Raw genomic sequence first — 20,203 nt, 5'->3', positions numbered from 1 at the left:
TATCTAAAATGCCCGAAATTGTAATTAAATTTCAGATAGCGTATTATTGGGGAAAGGAGTTCATATATGGACTATTCTATACCTCTGTCGGGGCTACAATATCAGGCACAGCGTCTTTCTGTGTCAGCAAACAATATTGTCAACGCGGGATCACTTGATTCTTCACGCCTGCCAGAGCGTGTTCCTTTTGCACCAAGTAGATTGGATGCCGTGAGCCGTGAGCCAGGGGTTTCTGGAAGCTTACAACAGCTTGGTCCCAACGCTCCTTTGTCCGAACCTGGGCAGAGTGCGGGTTTTGCAGAAGTTTTTTCTGCAACAGGCGTTAATGTGGAGAAGGAATTGGTTAATCAAAAGCTGGCATCCATTGCTTACAAGGCAAATGCAGCGGTGGTTCAAACCTTCTCAGAATTAGACGAAACTCTTCTTGATAGTATCAAGGATTAAAATCGCGCCAAAGCCTTTTAAAACGCCATATGCGACTATTAACCATAAAAAGTTAAGTCATTGTAACCTGTTAAGTAGTTCTATGTTTTCTTGTTGTGGTTTTGATCGAATTTTATTTATAATTTAGTAAGATTTGTTCGGCATCCTTTGTATCTGTTGCCAGTTAAATGCGAAGCAAACACGGAAACTTTTACCCCTGTTCCGTTTGATGATCGAGTGCTCGGAAATCTCATGTCTCTTAAAAAATCCATGTCTCAGAATATGCATAATACAAAAGATAAAAATGCCACTAACACAGATATAACCGATGACAAACGTCGTTTTCAGCGGGTGTCAGTGCTTTGGTCGGGTGAATATGCAGATGATCAAGGGGCAGATCAGCAATGTGTTATTTTTGACATTTCTGTAAATGGTGTCCGGGCAAAATTTGACGAGACTCTTGAAATTGGAACGCAATTCGTTTTGAAGATTGCTGGTGGCGTTCAATTACTGACAGAGGTTGTTTGGTCAAAAGGCAAAACTGTCGGACTTCGTTTTAGTGATAATCCGGATAAGTTGGCTAGTATTATGGCGGGTGTTTTGCCGGCAAAATGTTTGGAGTATCCATAGGGGTCGTGCTGTTGATATTTCAATTGAATATATAATTTAATCAAGGTGCTTTTATTTCTAAGCGCCTTTTTTATGAATGCTTTTAGTGCATTCTAAATTTTAAGGTTGGGAGCATCGTTCGTTAGTTGTGGCTGGGTCATGAAGCTACGGAATGATTTTTTGACGCTTAGGCTTTGTGCTTTTTTTTAAGCGAATCTTCAATTGTCCGCGTCTTTGAGTTGTTTAGGATGGATAGACATGTGCTTTATGCTATTACTTCTCTAGAAAAGGTGCGAAATTTTATTGCTTTTTTTTGTGTCGTAGTGTTTGATAATATTGCTTCAATGTTGTTGAAGTGAGGAGGAAAATAATTTTATCTAATTGAATTTAAATATATAATTCTGCAATGTTCATGTATAATTCTTATCTTTCATAAGGCGTGGATTTTGTATACAATTTTATTGTGCTGACTAACTGTAAATTGACTATGCAACTCCAGATGGATAGCTTAAAACCATCCTTATTTGATTAGGTAACAATAACAGTAATTAATAAAAAGAGGCGCATCCTGCGCTTATTTGCGACATTTGGGAGGATATCGTGATTAAAAGAGGACTTTTGGCTACAGCGGCTCTCGCTAGTATGCTTACAATGGGTGCTGTAACAGCAGAAGCAAAAACGTTTGTTTATTGCTCTGAAGGTAGCCCGGAAGGTTTCACACCTGCTCTATACACATCAGGTACTTCATTTGATGCCAGCTCTCGTAACATCTACAACCGTCTTGTAGAGTTCGAAAGAGGCTCAACCATCATGCAACCAGGTCTGGCTGAGTCCTGGGAAGTTTCAGAAGATGGTCTTTCTTACACCTTTAAACTTCGTCCTGGTGTAAAGTTCCACACAACGAAATTTTTCACACCGTCACGTGAACTGAATGCTGATGATGTACTCTTCAGCTTTAATCGTCAGTGGAAAGCGGATCATCCGTATCATAAAGTATCCGGCGGTACCTATGAGTATTTCTCTGGTTACGTTAGCTTCCCGGACATTCTGCAAACTATCGAGAAAGTTGACGATCTAACTGTCAAGTTCACTCTGCAAAAGCCGGATGCTGCTTTCATTTCGAAAATCGCAATTGATTTTGCTTCTATTCATTCTGCTGAATACGCTCAGCAAATGATGGATGCAGGTTCACCTGAGAAATTTGACCAAGAGCCAATCGGTACAGGTCCTTTCCAGTTCGTATCTTATCAGAAAGATGCTTTCATTCGCTATCAGGCTAATGAAGATTATTGGTCTGGCCGTACTCCGTTAGACAAACTTGTATTCGCGATTACACCTGACGCGCAGGTTGCGTACCAGAAACTAGCTGCTGGCGAATGCCACCTTGTTCCTTATCCAAATCAGGCTGATCTTGCTGCAATCGAAGCAAACAAAGATCTGACTGTGGATAGCCAGGAAGGTATGAACGTTGGTTATCTTGCGTTCAACACCGAGAAAAAACCATTTGATGACAAACGTGTTCGTCAGGCTCTTAACTATGCCATGAACAAAGAGTCTATCATCAAAGCTGTTTTCCAAGGCGCTGGTAATGCGGCTAAAAACCCGCTTCCACCAACCCTTTGGGGCTACAATGAAGAGATTCAGGATTACCCTTATGATCCTGCAAAAGCGAAAGCTCTCTTGGCTGAAGCTGGTGTAACAGATTTGAGCACAAACATCTGGGCTATGCCTGTGAAACGTCCATACAACCCGAATGCGCGTCGTATGGCTGAACTTATTCAGGCTGACTGGGCAAATGTTGGTGTAAATGCCGAGATCGTTTCCATGGAATGGGGTGAGTATCTTTCCCGTTCACAAAAAGGCGATCATGATACAGTACTTCTAGGTTGGACTGCGGATTATCCAGATCCAGATAACTTCCTGTCACTTCTTAACTGTGCATCTGCTAAATCCGGTGGTAACCGTGCGCGCTGGTGTCACAAAGAATTTGACGATCTTTTCCAGGAAGCTGTGAAAGTATCTGACCCAGAAAAACGTACTCAACTATATGAGCAGGCTCAGGCTGTCTTCAAAGAAGAAGCTCCTTGGGTAACTGTTGCTCACTCTGTTGTTCACAAAGCTATGAGCAACAAAGTTGTTGATTTCCGTATTGATCCACTTGGTGGTCATGTATTCTACGGTGTTGATTTAGAAGAATAAGAGAAAAATCTTATAACTAAATATGAAACGGGGGGGGTGTAAACCTTCCCCGATTTTCTTATAAGCGAAGTCAGGATCGCGATGTTACGCTTTATTTTAACGAAGTTGGGTGTTCTTATCCCAACATTTCTTGGTGTTACTCTGATTGCATTCAGTTTCATCAGGATGTTACCAGGTGACCCAATCGAGCTTCTTGCCGGCGAACGCGGTGTTTCTGCGGAACGACATGCAAAGCTTATGGCAGATCTCGGATTTGATCGCCCGATTTGGGAACAGTATTTTTCATTCCTCTGGGGAATTTTACATGGAGACCTTGGTGTTTCTTTTACAAGTAGGCAACCTGTTCTCGAAGAGTTCCTAACGCGGTTCCCCGCGACGGTAGAGCTCGCAGGTTGCGCCATTATTTTTGCTGCTTTGATCGGCTTACCAGCAGGTATAATCGCTGCTGTAAAACGTGGATCAGCTTTTGATCATACACTGATGGGGATTTCCCTTGCCGGGTATTCCATGCCGATCTTCTGGTGGGGACTTCTGTTGATTATCTTGTTCTCCAGTCCGGATATGCTTGGATTAACACCGGTTTCTGGGCGTCTATCAGCATTGTTCTGGATTGATCAAGATACAGGATTTATGTTGATTGATGCCTTTGTTAGTGATGAAAAGGGCGCTTTCAAGTCAGCAGTCTCGCACCTTATCTTGCCGACTATTGTCTTGGGGACGATCCCTATGGCAATCATTGCACGTCAGACACGTTCTGCTATGTTGGAAGTTCTCGGTGAAGATTACGTACGTACAGCAAGGGCAAAAGGACTAAAGCCTTTACGAGTGATTGGTATTCATGCGCTAAGAAATGCCTTGATCACAGTTATTACTGTGATCGGTCTTCAAGTAGGTGTTCTTTTAGCTGGCGCCATTCTGACGGAAACAATTTTCTCTTGGCCTGGAATTGGTAAATGGATGATTGATTCTATCTCTCGCCGCGATTATTTCGCGGTACAGGGTGGTATTGTCCTGATTGCGTCAATTGTCATGATCGTGAACCTCTTGGTTGATTTCATGTATGGTTTGATCAATCCAAGAATTTTGCATCGGAGGTAATCATGAGCCAAGTTCAAAATACGGCTGGTCAGATTGAAGCCGAAAAACAAATAAGCCCTCTTAAACAACAGTTTAAAGAATTCTGGTTTTATTTCTCAGAAAATAAAGGCGCTGTTGCCGGGCTTTTCTTCTTCTTGTTCGTTGTGTTTGTTGCGATTTTTGCTGATATAATCGCTCCTCATTCACCTAATCAACAGTATCGTGAATTCATTCAGTTGCCTCCATTTTGGCAAGATGGTGGTCAATTTCAGTTTTTTTTAGGAACTGACCCTGTTGGACGGGATGTGTTGTCTCGTATCATGCATGGTTCACGTTACTCATTGTTTGCAGGCTGTATTGTTATTGTCATCAGCTTGACCGCGGGTGTTTTATTAGGACTATCTGCGGGGTTCTTCCGAGGATTTTATGAAGTCGTTGTTATGCGGGTAATGGATGTGATCCTTTCCATCCCGAGCCTGTTAATGGCGTTGGTTCTTGTTGCTATGCTTGGGCCAAGTTTGCAAAATGCTATGATAGCTATTTCAATTACTTACCTTCCTCATTACGTTCGTTTAGCTCGTGCTTCCACTGTTGCAGAAGCTGCGCGAGATTATGTGATGGCAAGTAAAGTTGCGGGTGCTGGCAAAATGAGATTGATGCTAGTTGCAATTTTGCCAAACTGTATGGCTCCGTTGATTGTTCAGGCCTCGTTGAGTTTTTCTACAGCTATTTTGGATACGGCTGCTCTGGGGTTTTTGGGGCAAGGAGCTCAAGCACCAACCGCCGAATGGGGAACAATGTTAGCTGATGCAAGAGAATTTATCTTGAGTGCGTGGTGGATTGTTACATTTCCTGGCCTAGCTATTTTGCTGACTGTTTTGGCTATCAACCTGATGGGTGATGGTCTGCGTGATGCCCTTGATCCTAAGATGAAGAGGTCTTGATCCCATGAGTTTATTGGATATTAAAAATCTCTCTGTCGAGTTCCAGACAGCGCATGGATTATTTCGCGCGGTTGATGGTGTTGATCTTGAAATTGATCAAGGAGAAATGGTTGCGATTGTAGGTGAATCCGGATCAGGTAAATCCGTTTCTATGTTGGCCTTGATGGGGTTGCTTCCCTGGACGGCAAACATCACCGCAGATTGCATGCTTTTTGATGGAATTGATTTGTTGTCAATTTCTAAGAAAGAGCGCCGTCAAATCATTGGTAAAGATATATCCATGATTTTTCAGGAGCCAATGACCAGCTTGAACCCATGCTTTACCGTCGGTTATCAGATCATGGAAGTGATCAAAGAGCACTTGGGCGGTACCAAGAAAGAGTTGGAAAAAAGAGCAATTGAGCTTTTGGGCTTGGTTGGTATTCCTGCACCGGAAACCAGATTGCGCGCTTTTCCCCATCAGATGTCTGGTGGTATGAACCAGCGTGTGATGATCGCGATGATGATTGCCTGTAACCCACGCTTGTTGATCGCGGATGAACCGACAACAGCTTTGGATGTAACAATTCAGGCTCAAATTCTTGAGCTTCTGGGTGAGTTGCAAAAAGAAAAAGGCATGGCTTTGGTTCTTATCACCCATGACATGGGTGTTGTTGCCGAGACTGCCGAAGTTGTGAATGTTCAATATGCTGGTCAACAGGTTGAGCGTCAGGATGTTGTTGGTCTCTTTGATAAGCCACAGCATCCTTATACCTACGCCTTGCTGAATGCTTTACCCGAACGTGCGACAAGTAAGCGTTTACCGTCAATTCCTGGGGTAGTTCCCGGGCTACTAGATAGACCAACAGGATGTCTTTTTAATCCACGTTGTCAGTTTGCAACGGACAAGTGCAGAAAAGAAGCACCGGATCACTCGAGTAAGGTTTTGTGCCATTATCCATTGGTTGATGGTAAGCCAACAAACAACCATCCCGGTGTTTCTGCTTCGGATGTCTCTGTTTCAGGGGGAACTGCATAATGGGTTCTGAAACTGTATTAAAAGCCGATAACCTCAAGCGTTATTACGAAGTTAAAGGTGGTATGTTCTCCAAGGGTGGTACTGTTAAGGCACTTGATGGGGCAACTTTTCAGCTGGAAGCTGGTAAAACGTTGGCCGTCGTTGGTGAGTCAGGCTGTGGTAAGTCAACACTGGCACGTTTGGTTACCCTGATTGAAAAACCAACACAGGGTGAACTGCTTCTTGGCGGGATGGATATTGCATCTGCCCACAGCAAAGAAGATATGATTACGCTGCGCCAGATGGTTCAGATTGTTTTTCAGGATCCCTATGGTTCTTTGAATCCGCGCCAGAAAATCAGCGATATTCTGGCCGAGCCTTTGAAAATTAACACAAAGATGTCAGCTTCTGAAAGACGCGAAGAAGTACTTTCTATGATGTCACGTGTTGGTCTTCGTCCAGAACAGGCTGATCGTTACCCGCATATGTTCTCTGGCGGTCAGCGTCAGCGTATTGCTGTTGCTCGTGCCCTGATGTTGCGTCCGAAAATCGTTATCCTGGATGAGCCTGTTTCTGCGTTGGATGTTTCCATTCAGGCACAGGTGCTGAACTTGTTGACTGATCTTCAGGAAGAAATGGATCTTGCTTATCTGTTCATTTCCCATGATCTGTCAGTTGTTAAACACATCGCAGATGATGTTTTGGTGATGTATCTTGGGCAGCCTGTAGAACATGGAACTCGGGACGAAATCTTCAGTAATCCGCAGCATCCTTATACACGCGCGTTGCTGTCAGCAACACCTGTTGCTGATCCGAACAGAAAGAAAGACCGTATCAAGTTGGTCGGGGAGCTTCCGTCTCCATTAAACCCACCATCTGGCTGCTCTTTCCATCCGCGTTGCCCGCTTGCGAATGATCGTTGTAAGGCTGAGCGTCCAGTACTGGCATCAACCAGCAGTGCTCTTGTATCTTGCCACGCTGTGGAAGAGGGGCGAAGCTAGCGTCGCTTAAGCTTTCGTGTAATTGAAAATGCGCTCAACTTTGTTGGGCGCATTTTTTTATGCAGAGCTCTTCTTTATTGTATTTAAAATGACATAATTCTCTTTTTGGTTGAAAGTTATTTATGTAATTTCGTTTAAATGGTGTTCTGTTTATGGTACTTACTTAGCCGTTGAGTTTGGTTGGGGGGAAGTATGTTTGCAGAAGATAGCTGCTGTTCGACAGAATCATTATGGGCGCGCGCCGAAGAAGTTGTTCGGGAAGATTATCTGGAGTTGAATATGCTCATGCAAAAGCTTGGGAGCTCAAAACCGATTCTGACATGGGACCCATGCCCAGAAAATCTTCCGGGGGAACAGCTGGAAGATTTCTTCTTTTGGTGGAACAAGGCACGGGGAAAAGGTTTTGCAGCTTCACCCGATGCTGTCGATCCCCTGAAGTTGCGTTCAATATTGGGGTATCTGGCCGTTTTGGACGTGATAGATGATGGCGAGGATTTTAGATATCGCCTGTATGGATCTGCCATCATGAATGAACCAGGCAAAGATCTTACCGGACTACTGCTTTCTGATATCTGGACACCTCTCAGAACCTTTTTTGCGGTGACCTATCGCGCGGTTGTTCAGCGAAAAGAGCCCCTTTATACGCAACATGTGCCGCATCATTCATTAAAAATGCAAACTTGGGATCGTCTGATATTACCCTTAAGTGATCACGATAAAGTTGAACGTCTGATTGTCGCAATCGTACCTAATTATTCTGATGATGTTTCTACGGCAGGTGATCAGTAAGTCTTTCAATCGCAAGCATTGGTGTCCGCTTAATTTTGCTCTATTCAGGAAAAAAGAGGCTGTAAGCATTAAATTTTTTGGGCTTTTTCTATACTGATTTATGAAACGATTTACTGTGGTGGTGTTTCATATTTTTTGAACTTACGCCCCGCAATTTCCAGAAGCTCTCTGATAACCCAGCTTTGCTTTCTGTCTTCTTTGAAGTAAGCAGAATATTTGTAGGATATAGTAGGTTCAAAGGGTCTGATATTTACACCTGTAGCTGCCCAGATCGGAGCCGAGAAGGGTTCCAGAACGCCGCTGCACAGGCCTTTGTTAACAAGTGAGTAGGCATTGGCAGAATGCTGGGTGCTGAACTGTGTAACAGGGTTTATCCGTTTGTAGAGGTCGGTATGCTGATGAAAGGCCAGAACATCGTCACTGTCCAGTGCTATGAGCTTCTCACCGATTAAATCCTCTTCATGAATAACCTTCTTCTCACATAAGGGATGTTGAGGAGGAAGCGCGCAGATATAGTCAACTTTGGCCAGAATGACCTGTTCAACACCAGGTTGCTCCCCCATCTGATTACCAAAAGCAATGTCGAGATCTTCATCCATAAGCATATTGAAATAGCTTTTAACATCCGTCGTGTTAAGGGTGACGTTTATATCGGGATGATTTGCTGTGAACTCTTCGATGATCTCGGGCACAACGCTGATAGAGATAGCGCCAAGTGAGATAATTCGTATTTCTTGTTGTCTATCCCGTGAAATGTCTTCTGCCGCAGTTTTAAGTTTTGAGAAGGCGTCAAAGACTTCATCAAGTTTACGATAAAAAGCCATTCCTTCGGGGGTTGGCACAACACGGCCCTTGCGGCGATGCAGAAGATTTAATTGGAGCGAATATTCCAAATCAGCTAGGAGCCTGCTGATTGTTGGCTGTGTTGTCTTTAGGCTTTTTGCCGCGGAAGAAATGGTGCCGTTCAAAATTGTTGCCCGGAAAGCTTCTAGTTGTCGCATGCGCATGAGTAAATATCCATTATGCTTTTTTTGTATATCTATATACATCATTATGCATTGATTCAATTCCTGGATCATGGCCTTCTTATTCATCTGCACAGGCAAGTTACGAGATGACATCATGTGTCGACGTTGATGACCCAGTAATTTGTTTGTGCGCACAAGTCATATTGCCCCGGGAAAGAGATGTTGGTCTCAACATAATTGTCGGGAAGAGAAATAGATGTATTTTTTATTTGCGGCTTATTTTTGAATTATTCGAAGAAGCCGTTTAAGGGAGTTGCCTGTGGCTGCATATTACTCGGCAAAAGAAATGTTAACCAAATTGGTTTCGTTCGATACTGTGTCTCGAAACAGTAATATTCCTCTCATAGAATTTGTCGAAGAGTATTTAAGCTCTCACGGTATTACATCGAAGCGTGTTCCAAATAATGATGGCTCCAAAACCAATCTATGGGCGACGATTGGCCCCCAAACAGATGGCGGCGTGATTTTATCCGGGCATACAGATGTTGTGCCTGTCGAAGGGCAACCTTGGGATACCGATCCTTTTGATGTTGTTGAAAAAGATGGTCTTCTCTATGGGCGTGGGACCGCTGATATGAAGGCTTTCTCGGCAATTGCTCTGTCGCTGGTGCCTGATATGATCAAGGCTAAAATGAACCGTCCGATACATCTTGCTCTTTCATATGACGAGGAGGTCGGATGTCTTGGCGCGCCGTCAATGATCGAAGATATAGCGCGAAAGGTAAAGGCGGAAGCTGTAATCGTCGGTGAACCCACAATGATGAAGGTGGTATCGGGGCATAAAGGTGCTTTGGGTTTGATAACTCGGGTTCGGGGATTTGAAGTTCATTCCAGCCTTGTTCATACTGGTGTTTCTGCTGTGCTGGTTGCTGCAAAGCTCGTTGTCTGGCACGAGAAACAAATGTTGGAAAACAAGGCGCGGACAGAAAACCTACCCGAGAATATCTTGTTTGATCCTGCTTACACCACTTTGCACTGTGGTGTAATCGAAGGGGGTACAGCCAGTAATATAACGGCAAAAGATTGTACCTTTACAACGGATATTCGTACTTTGCCACAGGAAGATGCAATGGTTTATCTGGATGCTTATCGTACCTATGCCGAAGAACTGGAAGCAGAGATGAAGCGTGTTGCTCCATCTGCGCGAATTGAAGTTGAAGTAACAGGGAATGTGCCTGGGTGTCGCCGCGAAGCTGATGGATCAGCCGAGAGACTGGTTCGGCAGATAACAGGTGATAATGCTGAACACGTTGTTTCTTACGGAACTGAAGCCGGACAGTTCCAGGATGGTGGGTATTCGACAATTGTCTGTGGCCCAGGGGATATTGCACAGGCGCACGCCGCCAATGAATATCTATCCGTTGAACAGTTAAATGCCGGGGTTGATTTTCAACGACGTTTGATTGAACGTCTAGCAAGTTAAAATTTTGAATCTAAATAGAATAAAATAAATACGTACAGTAGAGATACCCAATTAAGGAATAACAATGCCGATTATAAACAGGTTTGCAGAGCTTCATGATGAAATCACAGGGTGGCGTCGTGAGATCCACTCTAACCCTGAACTTCTGTTTGATGTTGAAGAGACTGCAAGTTTTGTAACTGAAAAACTCAAAGAATTTGGACTGGATGAAGTTGTTACTGGCATTGGCCGTACCGGCGTTGTGGGTATCATCAAGGGAAATCAAACCGGATCTGGTAAGGTTATTGGCTTGCGGGCCGACATGGATGCTTTGCCAATCCATGAAGAAACAGGCGTTGAGTATGCGTCCAAAGTAGATGGCAAAATGCATGCCTGTGGTCATGACGGACACACGGCGATGTTGCTGGGGGCTGCTAAATATCTTTCCGAGACCAGGAATTTTGACGGATCTGTTGCGGTTATCTTTCAGCCTGCCGAAGAAGGTGGCGGTGGTGGTCGTGAAATGGTCGATGATGGCATGATGGACCGTTTTGATATTCAGGAAGTGTATGGCCTACATAACTGGCCGGGCGTTCCTGTTGGAAGCTTTGGAACTCGTCCGGGTGCGCTGATGGCAGCGACAGATATCTTTACTATTGATATTCAAGCTTCTGGTGGACATGCGGCGAAACCTCATGAAACCATCGATCCAATTGTTATTGCCAGCCACATTATTCTGGCTTTGCAGTCGATTGCTTCGCGTAATGTTGATCCGATTGAATCCGTGGTTGTTTCCGTAACAACCTGTAATGCTGGAACGGCCTTTAACGTCATTCCGGATACGGCAAGCCTGAACGGTACTGTCCGTACATTGAGCGAGTCTGTTCGTGATTTGACAGAAAAACGAATTCAGGAAGTTGTTGAGTACACAGCAAAGGCACATGGTGCGACCGCTGTTCTGGACTATAAACGCAATTATCCTGTTGTGATGAACCACGAAAAGGAAACTGCTTTCGCTGTGGATATTGCATCAGGCATTTCAGGTGAAGATAAAGTTGATACGGACGCTAATCCGACCATGGGCGGTGAAGATTTTGCTTTTATGCTCAATGCGCGTCCGGGATCCTTTATTTTCTTGGGAAATGGAGATACAGCCCCAGTCCATCATCCCAAATACAACTTTAACGACGAAATAATTCCCATTGGATGTTCTTATTGGGCTAAACTTGTCGAAACAGCGATGCCAATAAATCGTTAATAAAATATAGAAAAATAAAAAGTTTAAAAAAGTAGTGTAATTAAAACAGGTAAAGTTAGTGATACAGGGAGTATAAGAATGAAGATTAAAATAATGCTCGCAGCAAGTGCATGCGCACTTGCCCTTAGTGCGGGGACCGTAAATGCCGAAACCTTCAAATGGTCTTTCCAAGGCGATGTTCAGTCGCTTGATCCTCATGGATTGAACGAGACCTTTACCCTTGGTTACCTAGGTAATGTTTATGAAGGTTTGACCCACTATAATCGGAATATGGAAATTGAACCTGGTTTGGCTGTTAGCTGGGAAAACACAGATCCCACAACTTGGATCTTCAAGCTTCGAGAGGGTGTTAAGTTCCACGATGGTGGTGACTTTAATGCTGATGACGTTATCTTCTCTTGGAAGCGTACGTTAACTCCGGGTTCTGACATGAAGGGCTACGGTGCGCGTATCAAAGACATCAAGAAGATCGATGACTTTACAATTGAAGTTAAAACTCCAGCTCCAAACCCGATTTTACCTCGCGAGCTCAGTGCTTACTATATGATGGATAAAGAGTGGTCCGAGAAGCATGGTGCAACTGAAGCGACCAGCCCGAAAGCTGCTGATTCAACTGCAACTTATTCTGCTCAAAACGCGAATGGTACCGGACCTTTTATTCTTGTTGAGCGTCAGCCTGATGTTCGTTCTACTTTCAAGCGCTTTGACGGTTACTGGAAAGAGATTCCAACAAACGTTACTGAAGTTAACTTTACTCCAATTTCACAGGGGGCAACTCAAGTTGCTGCGCTGCTCTCTGGTGAGTTGGATTTAGTTTATCCTGTACCAGTTCAGGATTGGAAACGTTTGGAAGATGCGGAAGGTGTTCGTCCTCTGACAGGTCCAGAAGCGCGTACTATTTTCCTAGGGATGGATCAATGGCGTGATGAGTTGCTCTATTCCAATATCAAGGGCAAAAACCCGCTAAAGGACAAGCGTGTTCGTGCTGCGTTGGCCCATGCTATTGACTTGAATGCAATTGACAAAAAGATTATGCGTGATGCGGCTATTCCGGCTGGTTTGTTGATTGCGCCACAAATTAACGGTTTTAATGCTGACCTCAATACGCCGTTTTCATATGATCCTGAAAAATCCAAACAGCTTTTGAGTGAGGCAGGTTATCCAGATGGTTTTGAACTTGGTATGGATTGCCCGAACGATCGCTATGTAAATGATGAAAAAATCTGTCAGGCTGTTGTTGGTCTTCTTGCACGCGTTGGCATCAAGGTTGATCTGAATGCTCAACCAAAGTCCAAGTACTTTGCTAAAGTGAGTCCTCAGAATGGTAATGACACTTCTTTTTACCTCCTTGGTTGGACACCAAGCTCAATGGACGTTCACAACGTCCTCTTCAACTTGATGTCTTCTTACAATACCGAGAAGAATACAGGCCAGTTCAACTATGGTCATTATTCAAACCCACGTATCGACGAGATTGCGGGCATGGTTGAAAAAGAGACAGATCAAGCCAAGCGTCAGAAGATGGTTGACGAAGCTTTCTCTCTTTTGAAAGAAGATGTTGGTTATTTGCCACTTCACCAGCAGCCACTCACTTGGGGCGTTCGTGATGGTATTGAGCTTTCACAACGTGCGGATAACGTTCTCGATCTTCGCTATGTTGTGATCGGCAAATAACCCTAGGGGTTGATTGTATAAGGGGGCCTCGGTTTAAGAGGCCCCCGTTTTTACTGGTTCGATTATTCTGAACCAAGTTAAGCAGGGGACGTTATGTTCAAGTTTGTATCGATGCGACTTCTTCAGTCGATTGTCGTGATGTTGGTCGTTGGCTTGATTGCCTTCGCACTATTCCGCTTTGTCGGTGATCCCATTAATAATATGGTTGGTCAGGATACAACGCTCGAAGAGCGGGAAGCCTTGACTGAGTCATTGGGGTTGAATGACCCGTTCATTGTTCAGTATGGACGTTTTGTCTCAAACGCTGTTCAGGGCGATTTTGGTATGTCATATCGTCTGCGTCAGCCAGTGAGCGGACTGATTGCGGAACGTTTTCCTGCTACCTTGGAACTCTCACTGGTTTCTGCTGTTTTGGCCTTGGTGTTGGGAGTCCCCATGGGGATCTATACAGCATTGAAGCCTAAATCGTTATTTAGTCGAAGTTTTATGACGATATCCCTGATGGGGGTATCTTTGCCGACTTTTCTTATAGGTATTTTGTTAATTCTATTCTTTGGTGTGACCTTGCGGTGGCTGCCGACCTTTGGGCGTGGCGAAGTTGTCGAGCTGGGTTGGTGGAGCACAGGTTTCCTGACGGCCAGCGGTCTGAAGTCGATCATCCTGCCAGCCATTACACTAGCGGTTTTCCAGATGACTTTGATTGTGCGTTTGGTTCGTGCCGAAATGCTTGAGGTCTTGCGTACTGATTATATCAAGTTTGCTCACGCTCGTGGCCTAAGCCCGAGACTGATCAACTTCTCTATTGCCTTGCGTAATACCCTTGTACCCGTGATTACGATTATTGGTTTGCAAGTGGGGTCTATTATTGCCTTTGCGATTATTACCGAGAGCGTGTTCCAGTGGCCGGGCATGGGGCTGTTGTTTATTCAGGCTGTATCCGAAGTGGATATTCCGGTTATGGCGGCATACCTGTTATTGATTGCCTTTGTTTTTGTTGTGATCAACTTGATCGTCGACATTCTCTATTTTGTTGTTGATCCCCGTTTGCGAGTACAGAACTAATGAGTGATATTTCAAGCGAAGCACCATCATTTATCACGCGCTTCCGTGAAAGTGATCTCTGGTACAATTTCAAGAGATCACCGGGCGCAATGATTGCCGCCTTTCTGACTTTTGTGATTGTCTTTGGCGCTGTTTTTGCCAATTTTGTTGCCCCGCATAACCCTTTTGATCTCGCAACGGTTGACCTTTTCGACGGCTTGTTACCACCAGCATGGGAAGCTGATGGCAAAGCCACTTATCTTTTGGGGACGGATGATCAGGGGCGGGATGTTTTCTCGACCATTCTTTACGGCTCACGAATTTCCCTTATCGTGGGTTTTGCCTCGGTTGGTTTCGCGGCAGTTCTTGGGATCACGGTTGGGTTGATTTCTGGTTACGCGGGCGGGATGGTTGATTCATTCCTGATGCGTGTTGCCGATGTTCAACTGTCATTTCCTGCCATTTTGATTGCTCTTCTCATCGATGGTATTGCCCGTGGTATTATGCCACGTGATGTTCATGATGAACTCGCGGTTTATGTTTTGGTCGTCGCGATTGGCCTGAGCTTCTGGGTGCAGTATGCCCGTACCGTTCGTAGCTCTGTTATGGTTGAGCGCAACAAAGAATATGTTCAAGCAGGACAAGTTATCGGCTTACCAGACTGGATTATTCTTATTCGTCACATTCTGCCGAATGTTATGGGACCTGTTCTGGTTATTGCGACCATTCAGTTGGCGCTTGCGGTTATTACCGAGGCAACGCTTTCCTTCCTGGGTGTTGGTGTTCCGCCGACGTCTCCGTCTTTGGGAACGCTTATTCGTATCGGGAATGACTATCTTTTCTCTGGTGAATGGTGGATAACCATCTTCCCAGGCGTTGCCTTGGTGGTTCTCGTTCTTTCCGTTAACATTCTGGGTGACTGGCTTCGTGATGCCCTGAACCCTAAACTGCGCTGATAGGGAGTGATGTCATGAGTAAAGAATTACTGGATATCAAAGATCTCGTTGTTGAGTTCCCCTCTCGCCATGGTGATGTTACTGCGGCTAAGGATGTAAATCTGAGCGTTTCTGCAGGAGAAATTCTTGGTGTTGTCGGCGAGTCCGGCGCGGGTAAATCGACCATTGGTAATGCTGTGGTTGGGTTGTTGGAACGTCCCGGACGTGTTGGCGGCGGGGAAGTGTTCCTCGAAGGGGAACAGATCATTGGAAAATCCCAGGCGGAAATGCGGAAGATAAGGGGTAAAAGGGTTGGCATGATCTTTCAAGATCCATTGACGTCCCTGAACCCGCTTGAAACCATTGCATCTCAGTTGATGGGAACGATCCAGACACATCTGGATTTATCCGATGCCGAGGCACGTGAACGAGCAATCGACCTTTTGGATCAGGTCGGTATTCCGGATCCATCTGCGCGGGTTGATCACTATCCGCATCAGTTCTCTGGCGGTATGCGTCAACGTGTTGTTATTGCTTTGGCCCTGTGTGCTGAGCCGGATGTTATTCTGGCGGATGAACCAACAACCGCGCTTGATGTATCCATTCAGGCCCAGATCCTTGATTTGCTTAAAAAGCTGGTTCGGGAAAAAGGCGTTGGTATGATCATCATTACCCACGATATGGGGGTGATTGCCGAGGTCGCAGATCGTGTTGCTGTGATGTACCGTGGTGTGGTCGTGGAAACGGGGCCGACAGCTAAAATTCTTGGCAACCCGGATCATCCCTATTCCCGGAGTTTGATTTCTGCTGTTCCGCGTCCGGATGTACGGCTGCACCGCTTCCCTGTTGTGGAAAGTATTGAAGCTGCAGGTGAGTGTAAAGAGCTTGATCTGAACACTCACTGGCTGGGCAAAGCCCGTGACTTTGGCAAAAGCGATGGCCCTTTGCTCAAGGTCGATAATCTTGAGATGATCTTTAAGTCGGGCGGCATGTTTGGTGGCGGCAAAAGTGAAGTCCGTGCTGTTGATAACGTCAGCTTTGATATCCGCGATGGTGAATGCTTTGGAATTGTCGGGGAATCAGGATCAGGAAAATCGACGATCGCGCGTTTGGTGACGTCTATTTATAAGGTTGCTGGTGGATCAATCAATTTCGCGGGCACTGATCTGACCAAAATCAAAAAACGTCGTGAGCTTAATGTGCACCGTCGTCAGATGCAGATGATTTTCCAGGATCCTTTTTCATCCGTGAATTCGCGGATGAAGGTCCGGGATATTATTGCAGAGCCTATTCGTTTCCATAAGTTGACAAGTTCTGACACAGAAACCCGTCAGATTGTTGATGATCTTCTTGATCATGTTGGTCTAGGTGCCAAAGCGGCGGTTAAGTTCCCGCACGAATTCTCTGGTGGCCAACGTCAACGAATTTCCATCGCCCGTGCATTGGCAACGCGCCCGCGCTTCCTGATTTGTGACGAGCCGACATCCGCTTTGGATGTGTCTATTCAGGCCCAGATCCTCAATCTGCTAAAAGACTTACAGGAAGAACTCGGTCTGACCATGATGTTCATCAGCCACGATCTTCCGGTGATCCGCCAGATGTGTGATCGGGTTGGTGTCATGTCCAAAGGCAAGATGGTTGAGATTGCCGATACGGAAGAGTTGTTCAAAGCGCCGCAGCACGAATACAGCAAGCATCTGATCAGTCTGATGCCAAGTTATTCCGGCCTTATGGACCGTGATGCAGGACAAGCCGAAGCAAGTTAAAGCTTATTGACAAAAGATATAAAAAAAGGGCTTTGGATGTTTCCAAAGCCCTTTTTCTTTTTGGGAGCAGGTTAAGCCAAAACGAGGGGCTAAGCGTAAACTGCCTGAGAAACAGATCCGTGGATATGTGAAACAAGTTCCGGCTCCAATTTCAGGCGTGCAGAGAGCATACTCAAATATCCCTGTTCGGCGGGATCATCCACTTCGATTGCCATCAGGGACGCCACATAAAGCTCCACGGCCTGTTCCTTGTTCTGGGCCAGAGCAACCAGACTGTCGATATCCAGTGGTCTGCGCAGCTGATCCATAAGGAAGGCTTTTTCATCATTTGAGAGGCCAAGTTCATCGATCTTGGCAAAGATAGCATCCTGTTCCGCGCTATCAATCTGACCATCGGCTTTTGCCGCTGCAATCATGGCAGAGACCAGTGCGGCGCCAAAGCTGTTTGCTGTTTCTGTTTCAGCTTCTACAGCAAAGGCTGAATCCTTGGGGACGGGCGGTACAATAGCGGCCTGTTGTGGTGCCTGATGCGCTGTGTATTGTTGTGGGGGCGTATGTGTGCTGTGGCCCTGGGCATGACCTTGTGCATGTCCCTGTGTATGTCCAGGCACTTGTCCTTGGCCCATTCCTTGTTGAGGGGCAGCATTCTTGTTGCCTTGCCAATCGCTGTAAGCTTTGTATGCGAGACCGGCAACAAGAGCGAGACCACCATACTGGACGGTTTTCTTTGCCATCTTGCGACCCTTCTTGGACCCCATCATATAGCCCGCGAGACCACCCGCGACCGCACCACCAGCCAGACCACCCGCATTGTTGGAAAGGTATTCCTTGCCCTTTTGCATGGCAGAACCACCGCCTGTTCCCCCAGTGTTACCTCCAGCGGCGCCAAGTACTTCGTTGATTAGTTTCGATGCGTTAAACATGCTGTCCCATCATAGAAATTAGAGTTTTTAGTAAACCACGTACTTTCTTTTCCTATCTCATATGGGAGATCTTTTACGGGTTTCAATTCCCCTAATAGAAACAGTCCAGATTCAAAGTATTGTTTATAATCAAAGCCAGAGACCAAAGGTTGCGGGAGAAGGCGCTGCTTCAGCTATTAGCGTTATTTTCCCTGAACATGATCCCTTAGGCTCTTGGTCATTTTGCTGGAATCACCCCATGTTGATAACCAGATGACAGCATCAGTTGCGAGGGTAATTGAACATGTCAACAATCGCGCCCATGATGAATTGACCGTGATGTTGTCTTCGGCGTGCTGTAGATGAGAGAGCTCTTCTGCCTGAATATCTTTTATCAAAGAATAGAGCGCCGGATCTTTGTCCTTTAAAAAGAACAGTTGATCCTCCAGATGGTGGTGGACTGCTTTTTCGACCGCTGCTGTGCATATCCAAATACCCTGACGTCCGAAGAGTGATGTGACAAAATCGAGAACCAAGCCACCATTCCCCCAAAGTCCCATAATGCGACAAGGACGAGAATTGCGTTCAGGCATCGCGGATCTAAAAAGCGCACAGTGATTGATTTCGTGTTCGAGTGTTTCCATTAGAAAGGCCACAATTTCAGGGTAAAGCAATCGCGCAACCCATATTTGTGCACGATAGATCCTGATTGCTCCATATTCCCCTGCGTGGTTAACCTTCACAATGCGAGAGATTGTAACTTTATCAGCTTGATTCATATTTTTGAGGGATATGGTTTATAAATGAGCTTTTCATTCAAGCACAGCTTTGGCGCGAAGAAAACACAATATAATAGTTGTTGAGGTCCTTCGTCGGTTTCAAACCTTTCGTCTAAAGGAAGGGTGGCTAATTGTTCGGGAGAATGTTTTCTAAATTACGCGCTTGGGTTGATCTGTCATGAACCTGTTGCACTTTTGTGGTACGTTGCGGATGTCAATGGCGTGATCGGGGAGAAAAACAATGGGTGTTCGTGTTGGAAATGTAGAGTTTTATGTGGGGCCGGAAGGTTTAGGCGCACCAGATGAGCTAGAGACTGTGATTGTCGGTTTTATCGACGGCGCACAAAAGCGTCTGGATATCGCGGTGCAGGAACTAGAAAACGAGACCATTGCCAAAGCGATTATTCGCGCCCGGCAACGCAAGGTCCGGATCAGAATGGTCATCGAACAAAGCTATCTCAAAGCCGCGACGGCGCGGGTTGATCCCTGGGCTATGGGCGGCAAGCATGAAGTAAACAGACAGGTACACGATGCAATTCTGCGGGCCAAGATTGATGTGAAGGTTGATTACAACTCGAAGATTTTTCATCAAAAATTCATTGTGCGAGACGGCGGTTCTGTTTTGACCGGCTCGACCAATTTCACGCCGACAGGTACCCACAACAACCTGAATCATTTGATTATTATCCACGATAAGAAGATCGCCAAGATCTACAGTCGGGAGTTTGCGGAAATACAGCGCGGGCATTTTGGCAAACGGAACGAAGGTCACGATCAGGCGCCAATGGACACTGTTGTTTCCGATGTACCTATCCGGGTTCTTTTTGCACCGGACCACAGCCCGGAAATGGAAATTATGAAACAGATGCTCAAGGCGCGCGAGCGTATTGATTTTGCGATCTTTACCTTTTCAAAGTCATCGGGAATTGATGATACCATGTTGCGACTGCTTGATCTCGATATGCCGATACAGGGTGTTTTTGACGGTGGGCAGGGCAGTCAGGATTGGGCGCCCGTAGATGATCTCAAGGCCAAGGGGGCTGATCTGTTCTTTGTGCACAAAAGCGGGCAGCTTGGCAAATTACATCACAAGTTGATGGTACTGGATAGACAGGTGGTGATCGGCGGGTCCTTTAACTACACGGGGCCAGCCAATAATCTGAATGATGAAAACATTATGATATTGGGGGATCTGGAAACCACGTCACCAACCCAGAAAGAGGCGCAAAAGAAAATCGCCAGCTTTGCCCTCGCGGAGATTGAACGCATTATCCGAGATCATGGGCGGCCTGTAAGTTAGGGCCTGTTGTTTAAGCCCTGAAATCCAACCTTGTTTTCGAAAGTTTGTTTTCAGAACACATTGCCCAAAGAGAAAAGGG

18 protein-coding genes are annotated in these 20,203 nt (G+C 45.6%); 15 read left to right on the top strand and 3 right to left on the bottom strand.

The genetic code is table 11. The features are described from left to right. Positions 1–66: 66 nt before the first annotated feature. The 8 genes from WH96_RS13925 to WH96_RS13890 all read left to right on the top strand — a co-directional run bounded on the left by WH96_RS13925 (position 67) and on the right by WH96_RS13890 (position 8,039). Positions 67–444 (top strand): flagellar basal body rod C-terminal domain-containing protein, encoded by a 378-nt coding sequence (locus tag WH96_RS13925; protein WP_047764800.1) that lies wholly within the window; start codon positions 67–69, stop codon positions 442–444. A gap of 231 nt (positions 445–675) precedes the next feature. Next, the gene (locus WH96_RS13920; protein ID WP_047764799.1) at positions 676–1,053 is read left to right on the top strand and encodes a PilZ domain-containing protein; all 378 of its coding nucleotides are present in this window, start codon (positions 676–678) and stop codon (positions 1,051–1,053) included. Positions 1,054–1,674: 621 nt separating this feature from the next. Further along, positions 1,675–3,231, top strand: a complete 1,557-nt coding sequence (locus WH96_RS13915) for an ABC transporter substrate-binding protein (RefSeq protein ID WP_218045061.1) — start codon at positions 1,675–1,677, stop codon at positions 3,229–3,231. An 81-nt stretch (positions 3,232–3,312) separates the two neighbouring features. Then, positions 3,313–4,329 (top strand): ABC transporter permease subunit, encoded by a 1,017-nt coding sequence (locus tag WH96_RS13910; RefSeq protein WP_047764798.1) that lies wholly within the window; start codon positions 3,313–3,315, stop codon positions 4,327–4,329. Positions 4,330–4,331: 2 nt separating this feature from the next. Continuing rightward, positions 4,332–5,252, top strand: a complete 921-nt coding sequence (locus WH96_RS13905; RefSeq protein WP_047764797.1) for an ABC transporter permease subunit — start codon at positions 4,332–4,334, stop codon at positions 5,250–5,252. A 4-nt stretch (positions 5,253–5,256) separates the two neighbouring features. Further along, positions 5,257–6,270 (top strand): ABC transporter ATP-binding protein, encoded by a 1,014-nt coding sequence (locus WH96_RS13900; protein WP_047764796.1) that lies wholly within the window; start codon positions 5,257–5,259, stop codon positions 6,268–6,270. Next, positions 6,270–7,250: a peptide ABC transporter ATP-binding protein gene (locus tag WH96_RS13895; protein WP_047764795.1), complete on the top strand. Its 981-nt coding sequence runs from the start codon at positions 6,270–6,272 to the stop codon at positions 7,248–7,250. The genes WH96_RS13900 and WH96_RS13895 overlap by 1 nt, the downstream gene beginning before the upstream one ends. A gap of 192 nt (positions 7,251–7,442) precedes the next feature. After that, positions 7,443–8,039, top strand: coding sequence for a PAS domain-containing protein (locus tag WH96_RS13890; protein WP_047764794.1), 597 nt, complete (start codon positions 7,443–7,445; stop codon positions 8,037–8,039). A gap of 110 nt (positions 8,040–8,149) precedes the next feature. Here WH96_RS13890 and WH96_RS13885 read toward each other — a convergent pair whose 3' ends face one another. Then, positions 8,150–9,046, bottom strand: a complete 897-nt coding sequence (locus tag WH96_RS13885; RefSeq protein ID WP_162200158.1) for a LysR family transcriptional regulator — start codon at positions 9,044–9,046, stop codon at positions 8,150–8,152. Between the two features lie 280 nt (positions 9,047–9,326). On the opposite strand from WH96_RS13885, the gene argE reads away from it, so the two are divergent. The 6 genes from argE to WH96_RS13855 all read left to right on the top strand — a co-directional run bounded on the left by argE (position 9,327) and on the right by WH96_RS13855 (position 17,143). Then, complete coding sequence (gene argE / locus WH96_RS13880; RefSeq protein ID WP_082130491.1) at positions 9,327–10,490, top strand: acetylornithine deacetylase; 1,164 nt, start codon at positions 9,327–9,329, stop codon at positions 10,488–10,490. A gap of 64 nt (positions 10,491–10,554) precedes the next feature. Further along, positions 10,555–11,727, top strand: coding sequence for a M20 aminoacylase family protein (locus WH96_RS13875; RefSeq protein ID WP_047764792.1), 1,173 nt, complete (start codon positions 10,555–10,557; stop codon positions 11,725–11,727). 78 nt (positions 11,728–11,805) lie between these two features. Next, positions 11,806–13,401 (top strand): ABC transporter substrate-binding protein, encoded by a 1,596-nt coding sequence (locus tag WH96_RS13870; RefSeq protein ID WP_047764791.1) that lies wholly within the window; start codon positions 11,806–11,808, stop codon positions 13,399–13,401. Between the two features lie 93 nt (positions 13,402–13,494). After that, positions 13,495–14,463, top strand: coding sequence for an ABC transporter permease (locus WH96_RS13865; protein ID WP_047764790.1), 969 nt, complete (start codon positions 13,495–13,497; stop codon positions 14,461–14,463). After that, positions 14,463–15,398: an ABC transporter permease gene (locus WH96_RS13860; protein ID WP_047764789.1), complete on the top strand. Its 936-nt coding sequence runs from the start codon at positions 14,463–14,465 to the stop codon at positions 15,396–15,398. The genes WH96_RS13865 and WH96_RS13860 overlap by 1 nt, the downstream gene beginning before the upstream one ends. Positions 15,399–15,412: 14 nt before the next feature. Further along, positions 15,413–17,143: a dipeptide ABC transporter ATP-binding protein gene (locus tag WH96_RS13855; RefSeq protein ID WP_047764788.1), complete on the top strand. Its 1,731-nt coding sequence runs from the start codon at positions 15,413–15,415 to the stop codon at positions 17,141–17,143. An 89-nt stretch (positions 17,144–17,232) separates the two neighbouring features. Here WH96_RS13855 and WH96_RS13850 read toward each other — a convergent pair whose 3' ends face one another. Both WH96_RS13850 and WH96_RS13845 read right to left on the bottom strand, forming a co-directional pair. Continuing rightward, the gene (locus WH96_RS13850; RefSeq protein WP_047764787.1) at positions 17,233–18,066 is read right to left on the bottom strand and encodes a tellurite resistance TerB family protein; all 834 of its coding nucleotides are present in this window, start codon (positions 18,064–18,066) and stop codon (positions 17,233–17,235) included. A 182-nt stretch (positions 18,067–18,248) separates the two neighbouring features. Further along, positions 18,249–18,824: a demethoxyubiquinone hydroxylase family protein gene (locus WH96_RS13845; RefSeq protein WP_047764786.1), complete on the bottom strand. Its 576-nt coding sequence runs from the start codon at positions 18,822–18,824 to the stop codon at positions 18,249–18,251. 241 nt (positions 18,825–19,065) lie between these two features. Here WH96_RS13845 and WH96_RS13840 point away from each other — a divergent pair, with 241 nt between their 5' ends. Further along, complete coding sequence (locus WH96_RS13840; RefSeq protein WP_047764785.1) at positions 19,066–20,124, top strand: phospholipase D-like domain-containing protein; 1,059 nt, start codon at positions 19,066–19,068, stop codon at positions 20,122–20,124. Positions 20,125–20,203: the final 79 nt, after the last annotated feature.

The sequence above is a fragment of the Kiloniella spongiae genome, assembly GCF_001026905.1.
Classification (GTDB): Bacteria; Pseudomonadota; Alphaproteobacteria; order Kiloniellales; family Kiloniellaceae; genus Kiloniella; species Kiloniella spongiae.
Note: the sequence above shows the minus strand (reverse complement) of the source record. Positions and strands in the feature narration are given on the sequence as shown.

What these genes read in the sequence shown, in the direction of transcription:
- WH96_RS13925 (WP_047764800.1), top strand. Translation starts at nt 67, where the DNA reads ATGGACTATTCTATACCTCTGTCGGGGCTACAATATCAGGCACAGCGT.
- WH96_RS13920 (WP_047764799.1), top strand. Translation starts at nt 676, where the DNA reads ATGTCTCTTAAAAAATCCATGTCTCAGAATATGCATAATACAAAAGAT.
- WH96_RS13915 (WP_218045061.1), top strand. Translation starts at nt 1,675, where the DNA reads ATGCTTACAATGGGTGCTGTAACAGCAGAAGCAAAAACGTTTGTTTAT.
- WH96_RS13910 (WP_047764798.1), top strand. Translation starts at nt 3,313, where the DNA reads ATGTTACGCTTTATTTTAACGAAGTTGGGTGTTCTTATCCCAACATTT.
- WH96_RS13905 (WP_047764797.1), top strand. Translation starts at nt 4,332, where the DNA reads ATGAGCCAAGTTCAAAATACGGCTGGTCAGATTGAAGCCGAAAAACAA.
- WH96_RS13900 (WP_047764796.1), top strand. Translation starts at nt 5,257, where the DNA reads ATGAGTTTATTGGATATTAAAAATCTCTCTGTCGAGTTCCAGACAGCG.
- WH96_RS13895 (WP_047764795.1), top strand. Translation starts at nt 6,270, where the DNA reads ATGGGTTCTGAAACTGTATTAAAAGCCGATAACCTCAAGCGTTATTAC.
- WH96_RS13890 (WP_047764794.1), top strand. Translation starts at nt 7,443, where the DNA reads ATGTTTGCAGAAGATAGCTGCTGTTCGACAGAATCATTATGGGCGCGC.
- WH96_RS13885 (WP_162200158.1), bottom strand. Translation starts at nt 9,046, where the DNA reads ATGCGCATGCGACAACTAGAAGCTTTCCGGGCAACAATTTTGAACGGC.
- WH96_RS13875 (WP_047764792.1), top strand. Translation starts at nt 10,555, where the DNA reads ATGCCGATTATAAACAGGTTTGCAGAGCTTCATGATGAAATCACAGGG.
- WH96_RS13870 (WP_047764791.1), top strand. Translation starts at nt 11,806, where the DNA reads ATGAAGATTAAAATAATGCTCGCAGCAAGTGCATGCGCACTTGCCCTT.
- WH96_RS13865 (WP_047764790.1), top strand. Translation starts at nt 13,495, where the DNA reads ATGTTCAAGTTTGTATCGATGCGACTTCTTCAGTCGATTGTCGTGATG.
- WH96_RS13860 (WP_047764789.1), top strand. Translation starts at nt 14,463, where the DNA reads ATGAGTGATATTTCAAGCGAAGCACCATCATTTATCACGCGCTTCCGT.
- WH96_RS13855 (WP_047764788.1), top strand. Translation starts at nt 15,413, where the DNA reads ATGAGTAAAGAATTACTGGATATCAAAGATCTCGTTGTTGAGTTCCCC.
- WH96_RS13850 (WP_047764787.1), bottom strand. Translation starts at nt 18,066, where the DNA reads ATGTTTAACGCATCGAAACTAATCAACGAAGTACTTGGCGCCGCTGGA.
- WH96_RS13845 (WP_047764786.1), bottom strand. Translation starts at nt 18,824, where the DNA reads ATGAATCAAGCTGATAAAGTTACAATCTCTCGCATTGTGAAGGTTAAC.
- WH96_RS13840 (WP_047764785.1), top strand. Translation starts at nt 19,066, where the DNA reads ATGGGTGTTCGTGTTGGAAATGTAGAGTTTTATGTGGGGCCGGAAGGT.